Here is a 12,857-nt window from a genome sequence, read left to right on the forward strand (position 1 = left end):
TTACGCTTAGACGGATAATTAAGCAAGCAGGTTTTTTAAGCTTTTATAGATAAGAGTTAAAAGGTAATTATTACGAGCTTCGCTCATCGCGTCAGCAAGCTGCTCGCCTACCGAAAAAGTTAAGCACAGAGTGCAATGTCTCTTGTAGAAGCCGAGCTTACTCGCGTGAAAAGCGATAGCTTTTAATTGCTTAAGCTTTATGTTTACCCCGAAAATATAAACATTTACTCAAGCTTAAAGCCGTGCAATTATTAAGCAATACATTATTAAATAAGGATATTTATGAAGCTCTTACTATCGCTTGTATTAATACTTACTTTTAGTACACCATTTTTAAGCCACGCAAAAACCAATACAACTGACATAACCGTTGGTAAAAAAATCATTCTGCAGTCAAAAATACTTAACGAAGACAGGCCCATTAAAATTTTCATACCTGACACTGTAAAAGACGATCAGCCGCTTTATGTTATTTATTTACTTGATGGTGTTGAGCACTTTCATACGGTGTCTGGTGTTATTAAATCCCTTGTTGATTACGAGCAGATACCTAACGCAATGCTCGTTGGTATTGATACAACTAACCGTGTTCGCGATTATTTACCAAAAGTAGAAGGCGAGCCTAAAACAGAGTTTCAAACTTTTGTTAAAAACAAATGGCCTGACGCAGGACAAACCGACAAGTTTTTAAACTTTGTGTCTGATGAACTCATGCCTTATATAAACAGTAATTACTCAACTAACGGCTACAACACCTTAATTGGCCACTCTAATGCAGGTACTTTGGCGCTTTATACTTTAGTTAATCAGCCTGAGTTATTTAATAACTATATAGCTATAAGCCCAAACAGTTGGTGGAGTGATGAGGAATTAAAAAATAATATTATAAAATACACTAAAAACCCTAAAGGTGATCAGGCGTTATTTATTAGTGTAGCAAGCGAAGGAGCACGCTTTTATACAGGCGTATTAAATACTTTGGTAAATTTAGAACAACAAACGCCCTCGCAGCTTAAATGGGAATATAAACATTACCCCGCTTTTACTCATATGGGCACTATACTACCAGCGCTTAGCGATAGCCTAATTCACTTATTTAGCGACCTAATATTTAAGGTTACTGACGAGCACGGAAAGTTTGCTGATGTATCGCTCATTACAGGTTATTACCAAGCACTTAGTGATAAGTACGGGTTTGAGCTTAAAATTCCACAAGATGTATACGTAGAGTTTGCTCATAGCCAGCAAAAGTTTGGTAATACAGCTAAAGCTATTACCACGCTTAAACACTTTACTACCCATTACCCAAATGCAACTTATTCTCACATGCGTTTATCGCAAGGGTACACTGCAGACAAACAGTTTAAAGAAGCCGTTACCAGCATGAAACACGCACTCGAGCTTGCAAAAGAAAACAAAAAAGACCCGCTGTTAATTGATGCGCTCAAAGATATGGTGAATGAAGCACAAAAGAATTTGTAACTGATTTAACGCAAAGCGCTTTTTAACTAACGATAGTAATTACGAGCTACGCTCGTCGCGTCAGCAAGCTAAACGCCTACAGGTAAAATTAAGCTCAGTGTTAAACTTTGCATGTAGACGCCGAGCTTGCTCGCGTGAAAAGCGCAGCTTTTAATATATTTAAAACCTTCATAAAAAAAAACCGATGTTTAAATTAAACATCGGTTTTTTTAATCAAGCTCATCACTTTACTTTATCTGTTGGGTTTCGCTTCGCTCAACCCAACCTACTTATTTGCCTATCGCTTCTTTGGCGAACAGGTGCTTGATTGGCCCAAGATTATCAACTAATGATAGCCCTACTCCACGAATAAGTTTTTTAACCGGGTTTGCACCTTCAAATAGCTCTTTTAGCCCTTGCATCATAGCTATGTGCTTTTGTGCATCGAGCTTACGAGTGCGCTCGTAATCGCGCAGTGTGCGAGTGCTTGCAAACTCCTTGCTGCTATCGCTTGTTAAAAGCTCAATTAAATAAGCCGCATCTTTTAGGCCTAGGTTCATACCAAGCCCTGCAAGTGGATGGATTGTATGTGCAGCATCGCCAATGAGTACCACTTTGCCTGAAACCCATTGCTGGGCGTAGCGCATTTTAAGTGGGAAAGCAGTGCGCTTACTTTGCACTTCACACAGGCCACATTGACCATCTATTGCAGCCATTACGGCTTTATTAAAGGTGTTATCATCCATAGCAAGGAGCTCATCGCAGTGGTATGGGCTGGTAGACCATACTATTGAATGCGTATTTGCATCGCTCAGAGGTAAAAATGCCAGTGGCCCGGTTGGTAAAAACACTTGGCGTGCGGTATTTTCGTGCGGCTCTTTGGTTTTTACGGTTGCGACTAACGCATGGTGATCGTAATCTTTAAAGCTAAGCGCCATATTAAATTGTTTACGTATAGCTGAATTTGCACCATCAGCCGCCACCAGCAGTTTTGCAATAATTGGCTCGCCGCTTTTAAGTGTTATAAATACATCAGATTCGCTTTGATGTATTTGCTGATACTGTGTATCAAACATTAGTGTTACACTGCTTTGTTGCTCTAGCTCTTTTATAAGCGCAAAGCGGATGATGTCGTTTTCAACAATATGGCCTAAATGATCAAGCTCAAGTTGCTCGTTATTAAACGCTATTTTGCCAAAACTATCGGCATCACGTACATCCATATGTGTATAAGCACACGCTCGCTGTGCAATAATTTCTGGCCATACATTTAATTGTTCAAGCAAGGTTTGACTTGCAATGCTTAACGCACTTACGCGCAAACCATATTCGTCAGTTGGTAACGCTTGTGTTGGTGCGCCGTCGAGTACAACGACGCTTATATCGGCTTTTGCCAATCCAAGTGCTAGTGTTAGCCCTACACAGCCGCCACCTACAATACAAACCTGTGCTTGCTTCATAAACGCCTACCTTGTTTAACTTGCCCCATTAACTGTTTGGCTAATGGCGCTTTTAATGCGGGAAATAAATCCATCGAAAACAACCCAATACTGCGCCCCAATGCGAGCACTCGCGATGAGTTCGAAAAAAGCCTAACAAGTGCATCTGTTAAACTCATTACGGTTTTTATATCATCACTGCGTTTTTTTGAATATTCACGAGTAAACGCATAACTTCCTAAATCGTGTTGGCTATTTGCTATTAAATTACTAAGTACTTGTACGTCGCGAAGACCTAAATTAAAACCTTGCCCTGCGATAGGATGAATCGCATGTGCAGCATTACCAATAACCACTGTACGGTGCGCAATTAAAGACTCAACTTGCCCGTAAACGAGCGGGTAACTCGTGCGCATGCCTACTTTAGTAAATTGACCACCGCGATAACCAAACGCGCTTTGCAGGGCACTTAAAAAATCTTGTTCACTGAGTGCCATGTGCTGTTCAACCTGCTCTTGGCGCATACACCACACTAACGAATAACGGTTATTGCTCATGGGTAATAACGCCATAGGCCCGTTTTGTGTAAAGCGCTCAAAGGCATGATTATTATGCCCACCAGCCACTTCTACATTAGCAATAATAGCGCCTTGTTCATAAGGCAGGGTATTAAAACCAAGCCCGAGTAAATTGCGTGTTGGTGATTGTGCGCCATCAGCAATAACCAATAGTGCTGCATTTAATTGCTCGCCGCTTTGTAGGGTGAGTGTATTGCTATGCAGAGTTTTCTCGATGGCAGTTACGCTATCGGGGCACAAAAGCGTAATATTTGACTGCGTTAAACGCAGGTGGAGCGCTCGGCCAAATGGATTTACTTCTACTACGTAACCAAGTGAGGGCTTAGCAAATTCGTCGCAATTAATGTGCGCTTTGCCAAAGTGGCCTCGATCAGACACGCTCACTTTTTTGATTGCTGCGGTGTAAGGGGCATTTTGCTCAAATAAATTGAGGCTTTGTAAATACTCTACCGATTGCTGAGCAAGTGCAATGCTTCTGTCGTCAAAGCTTGGGTGGTAGTCGCCGGTTACTTGATTCGCTTCTACAACGGCAATATTTAACGCGGGATTAGTTTTAGCCACACTTAATGCGCAGCTTGCTCCCGCTAAACCACCGCCAATAATAACTACATCAAACTGCTTAGCCACTTTACTCTCCGAGCTTTATACGTTTTTAGCACTTTGCATAAGTGCTTCTATATCGCTAATTTTTTTAGGTACGCTTAGGGTCAAGTTTTCATGGCCGGTTTCGGTAACTAGCAAGTTATCTTCAATACGAATACCAATGCCTTTGTATTTTTGCGGTGCGCTTGAGTCTTCGCTTATATAAAGCCCTGGCTCTATGGTGAGTACCATACCCGGCTCAAATGCACGCTCAGCGTTATTTACTTTGTAATCGCCAACATCATGTACATCTAAACCAAGCCAATGCCCAAGCCCGTGCATGTAATATTCTTTACACGCACCTTTTGCCATTAGCTCGTCAAAGTCGCCAATTAAAATACCTAAGTCGAGTAAACCTTGGGTCATTACTTCCATTGCTAGTTTATTAGCATGCGACATATAACCACCGGGTTTTACTTCATCAAAGGCAACTTCTTGCGCTTTAAGTACAATATTATAAAGCGCGGCTTGCTCTTCGCTAAATTGACCATTTACCGGAAATGTACGCGTTATATCAGCAGCGTAACCTTGCAACTCGCACCCAGAGTCTATAAGTACCAGATCACCATTTTTTAATACGTCGCTATTTTGCGTGTAATGTAAAATATTGGCGTTGTCGCCACTACCAACAATTGTGCCGTACGCAGGATGCGGCGCACCGTTCATTGCATAATGATGATGTAGCTCTGCTTCTAGCTGAAATTCAGTAGCTCCGGCATGTGAAAAACGCATGGCGCGCATGTGCCCTCGCGCACTAATTTCACAGCCTTCTCTCATAACATCTATCTCGCTTGGCGATTTAAACAAACGCATTTCATGAATTAGGCCGCGTATTTCTTTTAAATTACTCGGTGCTTTGAGGCCTTTTCGTGAGCCACTTCGAAGTGTACCTAGTAACGAAAACACTTTGGTATCAAATGAGGGGTAAGCACCTTGTGCAAAATAGAGCGCATTTTTTGCATTTAGCATATCGAGTGTTTTATCGTTTAATTCACTTAGCGGGTAAGCTTCATCAAACAAGTAGTCACTTTTAGCTTTATCAAAGCCAACTCTGCGGCCATGCCAAATTTCTGCAAGCTTGTCTTTATCTAGGCAAAATAAAGTACTGGGTGCATCGCTGTTATTACAGAGTACAAGTACGGCGTCGGGTTCGTTAAAGCCAGTTAAGTAAAAAAAGTCGCTATCTTGTCTAAATGCATATTCGGTATCGCGGCTGCGCGTCACTTCGCTCGCAGCGGGAATAATAGCAACGCTATTTTCATCCATTTGAGCAAGTAAGCGCTCGCGACGTGCTTTAAATTCTGACTTTTGTACTTCAACCATTATTAACCAACCCGTTTTACTTTTTAAAAGTTAATGAAGTGTTTTTTTAGTACTTTGCGTGCTTTGCTCTTTACCAAGCTCTGCAAAACAAAGTAGTGCTGATACACGCACATATTCAATTACTTCGTGCAGCGCTTGGCTGTCTTCTTCGGTTTCTTCAAAAGTAGTATCTAGGCGAGTGATTTCGCTAAAGTCAGTAATAACCTCTTTAACATCACTCGATAGTTTACCGTAGTCTTTTTGCTTTAAACCAAAACCAAGCATAAAACCCGCTACCCATGATACGAGGCCATTAGCCTGATCGATGAGTGTTTCGTCGTCGCTTGGTAAAAATAAATCAAACTGAAATTCATCATCATTAAAGCTCGCGACTACTTGCTTATAAATAGTGCCAAAAAACTGCTTTAAATCGTTACTAAACGATTCACCATCGTTAAACACATCACTCAAAAGGCCTAAGTATTCTTTGTCGTCAATGGTTAAACCACACGCAAGTAAACCACTAATCACACCATGCGCTTCAGCAGGTGATACAAATATTTCGTTTTTTTCTAAAAGCAGTTGAGCTTTTTCGTAATCGGGTAAATCGTTCATAATCGAATCTTCGCTTTGCAAGTTAAGGCAATGCTACCACTCGATAAAAAGCAACTCCAATTAATTGTATGATCAAGCTCAAAAACCATGCGATAAAGTAAATGATGAGTTAAAGGTGCGGAAAAACTAAGCGAACGGTTTAATTTTTTACGTTTGGGGTTTAAGGATTGGATTATGTCTTATATACTTAAATTGTTCCCTGGGGTACCGGAGCTTAGTTAAGTCCCTGAGCCGATAAATTTTATACCAGGGTTTCTGTTCGTCTACTATTGTGCAGGCTCGGCATGTACCGAGAAGCCTACGGTAAACCGCAGATTCCCGCCCTGAAACCTTCTGGTTTCAGGACTGAAACCGAGTACCGTATCTTGGGGAACACCTTTTTAGCAAACCCTCGCCTTTAAAAGGCTTTATCAAAAAAATTAACCTTCCTGTTTACTCTTATATTTATCTAAATTTTTTATTCACTTATCTTCAATTGTCTAATATTACTTTTTAGCTTATAAAAAAAGCCGCAGGTAATTACTTACCTACAGCTTTAATAATCACGTATTTAAGAGTGAAGTTATTTAAACCAACCTTGAAAACGCTCCATTAGCATGTAGTTTATTGGTACTAACAATAAAGTAATGAAAGTTGCAAAAATAATCCCAAACCCTAAGCTCACCGCCATTGGTATTAAAAACTGTGCTTGAGTCGCTTTTTCAAACAGTAATGGCATTAAGCCAATAAAGGTCGTTAAACTAGTTAGCATTACAGGGCGAAAACGCGATGCTCCTGCAATTTTTATAGCATCGAGAACTTTACCACCTTCACTGCGCTTTTTATTAATAAAATCAACGAGTACTAATGAATCATTTACCACCACCCCGGTTAGCGCAAGCATACCGAGTAAACTCATAATAGTTAAGTCCATTCCCATAATCCAATGCCCTACTACAGCACCTATCATGCCAAATGGGATTACACTCATTACTATGATTGGTTGTAAGTAAGATTTAAGCGGTATTGCTAATAGCGCATAGATTATGAAAAATACAAACACAAGTGCCCAAGCCAACGAACCAAACGACTCTCTTTGCTCTTTAGCCTCACCTTCTAGTTTGTAATCTACTCCAGGATATTGCTGCATTAACCCATCTAAATACTCCGTTAGGTCAGCCTGCAGTATGGTCATGTTGGTATTATTTTTTTCGATATCGGCTGTTACGTTTAATGTGCGGTAACGGTCTATTCGATTAATAGTTGATGGACTTTGCCCAGCAGTAAGTGTTGCCACATGCGATAAAGGCACTGAGCCTCCATCAGGCGTATTTATAAGTATGTTTTGTAGGTCAGCTACAGAGCTGCGCTCATCTATAGGTAAGCGTACCATTACACGTACATCATCCCTGCCTCGCTGAATACGTTGTGCTTGCGAGCCAAAAAACGAGTTACGTACTTGTCCTGCTACATTGACTCTATTTAAGCCCAGCGCTAAACCTTGTTGCGTAAGCTCTATTTGTAACTCTTCTTTACCGTCGGACATACTATCGGCAATATCAAATACCGTTGGATAGGTCGATAAACGGGTTTTAATGTGATCAGCCACGTCTTGTAAAATAGTCAACGAAGTGCCGCTAAGCTGAACATCAATGGGGTCTGAACTTCGGCCAATTTCGGCTCTAAACGTTAAACTTTCGGCACCTGGAATGACACCAATTAAATCGCGCCATTCGCTGGCAAGTTCTCGTGATCCTATGTCTGATTCACGCTTTTCAGCCGGTGTTATTTCAAAGCGTACAGAGCCTGAATTAGATACACCACCACGCCCGCCTGTTGTGGCTAATATATTTAAAATAACGCTTTCGCCAGTATCTGGATCGCGGTACTTTTCTTGTAATTGCTGCGCCTTTTGCGACATGTCAATTACGTATTTATTCGTTACTTCAAACGGTGTACCTGTTGGTAGTGTTAAGTTAACGCGGACTGTTTCGCTTGGTATGCGCGGGAAAAATACAAACTTAGTCCAACCGCTGGTGATCATGGTTAAAATTATAACAAATACACCAATAAACAAGCTTACCGAAGCCAATTTATGGCGCAGTGCTAAATTTAAAGTGGGTTGATAGTATTTTAAAATCGCGTTTTCAAATCCATCTGCAAAACGCTGTTGAATAACATCAAACTTTGAAGGTTCGCCTTTTTCGTGGCGTAGTTTTATATATTTTAAATGTGCTGGTAGTACAAATTTAGATTCAATCAATGAAAACAATAATACCGGAATAACCACTACCGGTATTTGTGCAAACAAGGCACCACGCGCCCCTTCAATAAAGGCCAAAGGTAAAAAGGCAGCAACGGTAGTTAACACACCAAATGTTACTGGTGTTGCTACTTCCTGAGTACCTAAAATTGCGGCTTGCTCGCCCGACTTAGCCGTTTTTAGGTGGGTGTAAACGTTTTCGCCGGTAACTATGGCGTCATCAACAACAATCCCCAGTACCAATATAAAGCCAAATAAGCTCATAATATTAAGGGTTACGCCAAAAATAGGCATCGCTATAAACGCGCCCATAAATGAAACCGGAATACCAATAAATACCCAAAATGCAATTGCAGGGCGTAAAAACAAAGTAAGTAAAGCGAGTACTAAAATACCGCCTTGTAAAGCATTAGTAGTAAGGGTCGAAATACGACTTTTAACCAGCTCCGAATCATCATCCCAGTAACTTAGTTCAAACCCTTGCGGGAGAGAGCTTTGTTGCTCTTTTATGTAGTTTTTAACATCGTCAGCAACTGTAATCGCACTTTGTGGACCAATTCGATATACGTCGATAAATGCAGCTTGCTTACCATTAAAGCGAGTACGTACTGGTGTTTCTTCAAAATCATCTTTTATAGTCGCTATATCACCTAAGCGAATAATAGTGCCATCGGCTTGGTTTTTAACAACAATGCTGGCAAATTCATCTTTACGATATGCTTGCCCTTTAGAGCTTATAAGTACGTCCCCGCCTTCTGTTTTTAAGTTACCAGCAGAAATATCTGAGCTTGAGTTAGAAATAGCACTCGATATTTGTGCCAAGCTTAAATCGTACTGACGAAGAATATCTTGGCTTACTTCAATGGCTATTTCGTAATCACGAACGCCACTTAGCTCTACCTGCGTTACATTAGGTAAACGTAGAATTTGATCGCGTACTGTTTCTGCGTATTCACGGGTTTCTTTTTCGCCGTAGTCACTCGATACTGTAACCGCTATAACCTCACGAATTCGCTCAGCAAGCGCTACTATCGGCTTTTCGGCATCAGCAGGAAAAGTATTAATTGCGTCTACACGACTTTTTATATCAGCTAAAAGCTCACGAGGGTCGTAACCGCTTTCCACTTCTATTGTCACAGAGCCTGAACCTTCAGAAGAGCGACTAAATATTTGCTTTATGCCCTCTAAATCCTGTACTGCTTCTTCTATTCGTATAGTTACACCTTGCTCTACATCCTCTGGTGTTGAACCACGCAAACTTACATTTACGCTTATCATGTCAGTTTCGAATGAAGGAAATACCTCAAGCGGTATTTTGCTTGATAAGCTAAAAAGTCCCGACAGTAACAGCGTTACTAGCAATAAGTTAGCAGCAACATGGTTTTTGGCAAACCAAGCGATCATGGCTTATCTCCTTGCTTTGCTGCGCGGCGTTTTTTTAGCTCTTCAACACTAATACCCTGCTCTTTTGCTTTTTGCTCAAGCTGCTCTGGCGTCGGGCGCTTTCCTTTACCTTGCCCATTAGCTCCTCGGCTTTTAGGTTGCTCTGTGCTTTGTTCGCCTAAAATACTTACCTGAGTTCCAGAACTCACTTGCCCTAGTGGAGTAATAACCAGTTTATCATTTGGATTTAATCCCGTTTTTATCATCGCTTGTGTCGCATTTTGCCAAGCAAGTGTAATGTCTTTACGCTTAAGTACACCCTCTTCAACAACATAAACATACGTCCCTTGATATATTGTACTGTTAGGGATTATAAGTGCGTTAGGAACTGTTTTACCGGTAATTTGCGCCTTTATGTATTGCCCTATTTTTATCGGGTACTGGTTATTAGCCGTTGCTTTATATGGGTCGTTAATTTTAGCAACTACGTAAAGCTGTTGTGCACCTTCATCTATAGCACCTTCGGTACGCGCTAGCTGCCCTTGCCACGTTTGCTCACCCACTAAGTCAGAGGTAAATTTAACAATTGAACCTGCTTGATTTTTGGCGCCATCACGATATTGCTCTGGTAAATTTACGAACGGAAGATCTTTATTTTTAATCGGTAAACGAATCTCTACGCTATCAATTGCGTAAATAGTGGCAAGCTGGGTATTGTTAGTAACAACTTGCCCCAAATCAACACTACGGCTAAGTATACGACCCGCATATGGCGCGGTTACTTTAGTGCGCTCTAAATCAAGCATGGCTTTTTCAAGTACTGCTTGCGCCGATAAAACTTCTGCTTCGGCTGCTGCAAGTTGTGGTTCACGCAGTACTAGGCTGCTTGCCTGATTTGAGCCGCCAAGGCGTTTCCAATCAGTAATAGCTTGTTGCCCACGCGCTTTTTCTTCTAATAAGCCTTGCTCTGCCGTTAATAAATTGGCTTGAGCAGATTTAACTTCAGCTTGATGATCTCTATCGTCTAGCTTTAAAAGTACATCGCCTTTTTTAAAAAAGCCGCCTTCTCTAAAGTCATCACTTACTTCAATTATTTGCCCAGATGCCTGAGCAACTAATAAACTTTGTGTACGTGGTTTTACCGTACCGTAGCTATCAATCATCACTTGGTAATTTTGTGGTTTAAGCTCAAGCGCAGCCACACTTATTGATGCTTTAGGAGGTGAGCCAAAGCGTTTAGCCTCTGGCGGATTACCTTTAATAAACATAACAATTAAAATAGTGGCAATAATAACCACCGCTGGAATAATAATTTTTGCTGTTTTAGTTTTCATCATTATTGCTCTTTAGTTCACTTGAGGGCTTTGCAAAATCACCACCAAGGGCAACGTGTAAGTTAATTCTGTTAGCTATTAATTGGTTTTTAATGTCGATTAAGGAGCTTTGTGCATCGAAAGACCTATCTTGTGCGTCAAGCACCGTAGTGTAAGTTACCAAGCCACTTTGATATTGCTCAAACGACAACTGCTCTGCTGCAAGTGCGTTTTCTTGCGCCTCAAGGGTGCTGCTATATTGTGATTTAAGAGACTGCTGCTGTGAAATCGCATTTTCTACATCACCAAATGCATCGTAAAGCGTTTGCAAATAAAGTTGCTCTTGCTTTTGAGTATTAAGGCGCGCTATTTCTTCATTCGCTTTTAAGCGTCCGCCCTCAAAAAGTGGTGCTGAAATACTACCTAATAACGACCATGCAAGGCTTGATGGAGAAAACAAGTCGCTTACTCTGTCGGTACTATCACTTAGTGAAGCTGTTAAATCTAAACTTGGAAAGCGTTGTTTGTGCGCATACGCCAATGAAGCGTCGGTGGCTAAAAGATCATACCAACTTGCTCGCAGCGTAGGTTTACGTGTTATAAGTTCAGAAGGTAAGCCTAGTGGAATATCGGTATTAATAACGGGTAAGTCGCTACTAGCAGTAATGGCACCTTTTGGGTATTCACCCAGTAAACGCTCAAGTACACGTGCCGAAGCCGTTAAGTTCACCGTTTGAGTGGCAATGCGAGCGCGTTCAGTATTGAGCTCATTACGGGCTAAATATACATCGAGTGCTTCGTTTATACCTTGGCGATAGCCAGACTCGATAATATCTAGGTTTTGCTGTGCGTTGGCTTCGCGACGTTTAAATAAATCGAGTAATTGTTGCGATGTAACAACATCAAACCAGCCAGTTACTACATCAGCAACGAGTTGCTGTTTAGCTTGCTCAAACCGGGCCTGTTGCGCTAAATAGTTAAGATTAGCTTCGCGCTTTGAATCCGAAAGCTTACCCCATAAATCAACCTCGTAAGTTAAGTTTAAACTAACTGAACTTGCGTTGTCGTAGCTCACTGGGCGGTTGTCTTTACTACGGCTAGTACGCGTTGATAAATCGAGGCTAGGCCAAAGCGCAGCACCCGATACTATAAGCTGTTGTTTTTGAATTTCTACATCGTAACTAGTTTGTAAAAGCTGTTGGTTGTTTTTAAGTGCTTGTTGTACAAATTTGTTAAGCGTAGGGTTTTGTAGTTGTGTAAGCCATTGCTCTTGTACTTTTAATACCGAGCTTGATGCTTCTTGCTGCCATTGCTGTGGCATATTATTAGGCGCTTGCATGCGCTGCGACGAGTTAAAATCACTCGCACAGCCGCTAAGCAGCATCACACTAATTGCCAATAGGGTTGGCTTGCATTGCCAAATCATAATTAAACCTAAATTACTGCTATTTATGAACGTAATTCAAGCACTTTGGCAACTTTTGCTCAACCTACTTTACATAACATTACATAGCTAGCGATGAACTAACATAATAGCCAGTTATACGGTAAAAATGAGCAAATGATCAGCAATTTTTAATAATAAAAAACTAACTTTTTGTAGTGTGTCTAAGAGATTATACCAATTCGCTTAATTAAGTGATCTATTTTGAGGTAAGAAAATCGTGTCGATAACAAGGCAAAAATTTCGTTATTTAGTTGCTCTATATCAGAAATTTTTAACGCAGTTAGCGTAAGGTTTAATCCCTAAAATTGATTAAGTATTATTGCGGATTGGTATTAGACATATAGAAACAGAAAAGCCCCGCTATAAGCGAGGCTTTTGAATAAATGGTGCCGACTAACCGAGTCGAACGGATAACTTATACAGACTACTGATTAC

General features: G+C 40.9%; 8 protein-coding genes and 1 other RNA gene. 2 read left to right on the plus strand and 7 right to left on the minus strand.

Translation table 11 applies throughout. The features are described 5' to 3' along the window. Positions 1-282 precede the first annotated feature (282 nt). Positions 283-1,482 carry an alpha/beta hydrolase-fold protein gene (locus tag AAEY68_RS10435; RefSeq protein WP_101216068.1) on the plus strand — a complete coding sequence of 400 codons (1,200 nt, stop codon included), beginning with the start codon at positions 283-285 and terminating at the stop codon, positions 1,480-1,482. 269 nt (positions 1,483-1,751) lie between these two features. Here AAEY68_RS10435 and AAEY68_RS10440 read toward each other — a convergent pair whose 3' ends face one another. From AAEY68_RS10440 to AAEY68_RS10455, 4 genes are read right to left on the minus strand one after another with little or no spacing between them, the layout of a single operon-like run. Further along, the gene (locus AAEY68_RS10440) at positions 1,752-2,921 is read right to left on the minus strand and encodes an FAD-dependent monooxygenase (RefSeq protein ID WP_350585891.1); all 1,170 of its coding nucleotides are present in this window, start codon (positions 2,919-2,921) and stop codon (positions 1,752-1,754) included. Continuing rightward, positions 2,918-4,105: a 2-octaprenyl-6-methoxyphenyl hydroxylase gene (gene ubiH, locus AAEY68_RS10445; RefSeq protein WP_350585892.1), complete on the minus strand. Its 1,188-nt coding sequence runs from the start codon at positions 4,103-4,105 to the stop codon at positions 2,918-2,920. The genes AAEY68_RS10440 and ubiH overlap by 4 nt, the downstream gene beginning before the upstream one ends. Before the next feature lie 15 nt (positions 4,106-4,120). Further along, complete coding sequence (gene pepP, locus AAEY68_RS10450) at positions 4,121-5,443, minus strand: Xaa-Pro aminopeptidase (protein WP_350585893.1); 1,323 nt, start codon at positions 5,441-5,443, stop codon at positions 4,121-4,123. A 30-nt stretch (positions 5,444-5,473) separates the two neighbouring features. Next, positions 5,474-6,037 (minus strand): UPF0149 family protein, encoded by a 564-nt coding sequence (locus AAEY68_RS10455; protein ID WP_007587323.1) that lies wholly within the window; start codon positions 6,035-6,037, stop codon positions 5,474-5,476. Positions 6,038-6,230: 193 nt separating this feature from the next. Here AAEY68_RS10455 and ssrS point away from each other — a divergent pair. After that, a non-coding RNA gene (gene ssrS / locus AAEY68_RS10460) (6S RNA) lies at positions 6,231-6,413 on the plus strand. Positions 6,414-6,599: 186 nt separating this feature from the next. Here the strand turns inward: ssrS and AAEY68_RS10465 are convergent. The 3 genes from AAEY68_RS10465 to AAEY68_RS10475 are packed head-to-tail and all read right to left on the minus strand — an operon-like array spanning position 6,600 to position 12,401. Continuing rightward, positions 6,600-9,683: an efflux RND transporter permease subunit gene (locus AAEY68_RS10465; RefSeq protein ID WP_350585894.1), complete on the minus strand. Its 3,084-nt coding sequence runs from the start codon at positions 9,681-9,683 to the stop codon at positions 6,600-6,602. Further along, positions 9,680-10,996 (minus strand): efflux RND transporter periplasmic adaptor subunit, encoded by a 1,317-nt coding sequence (locus AAEY68_RS10470; protein WP_350585896.1) that lies wholly within the window; start codon positions 10,994-10,996, stop codon positions 9,680-9,682. The genes AAEY68_RS10465 and AAEY68_RS10470 overlap by 4 nt, the downstream gene beginning before the upstream one ends. Continuing rightward, positions 10,986-12,401 carry an efflux transporter outer membrane subunit gene (locus AAEY68_RS10475; protein ID WP_350585895.1) on the minus strand — a complete coding sequence of 472 codons (1,416 nt, stop codon included), beginning with the start codon at positions 12,399-12,401 and terminating at the stop codon, positions 10,986-10,988. The genes AAEY68_RS10470 and AAEY68_RS10475 overlap by 11 nt, the downstream gene beginning before the upstream one ends. Positions 12,402-12,857: the final 456 nt, after the last annotated feature.

The organism is Pseudoalteromonas sp. RB2-MNA-CIBAN-0110 (assembly GCF_040309305.1).
In the GTDB taxonomy this organism is placed as follows: Bacteria; Pseudomonadota; Gammaproteobacteria; order Enterobacterales; family Alteromonadaceae; genus Pseudoalteromonas; species Pseudoalteromonas arctica.

Excerpts from the sequence above, each read along its gene's own strand:
- AAEY68_RS10435 (WP_101216068.1), top strand. The coding sequence starts at position 283 with ATGAAGCTCTTACTATCGCTTGTATTAATACTTACTTTTAGTACACCA.
- AAEY68_RS10440 (WP_350585891.1), bottom strand. The coding sequence starts at position 2,921 with ATGAAGCAAGCACAGGTTTGTATTGTAGGTGGCGGCTGTGTAGGGCTA.
- pepP (WP_350585893.1), bottom strand. The coding sequence starts at position 5,443 with ATGGTTGAAGTACAAAAGTCAGAATTTAAAGCACGTCGCGAGCGCTTA.
- AAEY68_RS10455 (WP_007587323.1), bottom strand. The coding sequence starts at position 6,037 with ATGAACGATTTACCCGATTACGAAAAAGCTCAACTGCTTTTAGAAAAA.
- AAEY68_RS10465 (WP_350585894.1), bottom strand. The coding sequence starts at position 9,683 with ATGATCGCTTGGTTTGCCAAAAACCATGTTGCTGCTAACTTATTGCTA.
- AAEY68_RS10470 (WP_350585896.1), bottom strand. The coding sequence starts at position 10,996 with ATGAAAACTAAAACAGCAAAAATTATTATTCCAGCGGTGGTTATTATT.
- AAEY68_RS10475 (WP_350585895.1), bottom strand. The coding sequence starts at position 12,401 with ATGATTTGGCAATGCAAGCCAACCCTATTGGCAATTAGTGTGATGCTG.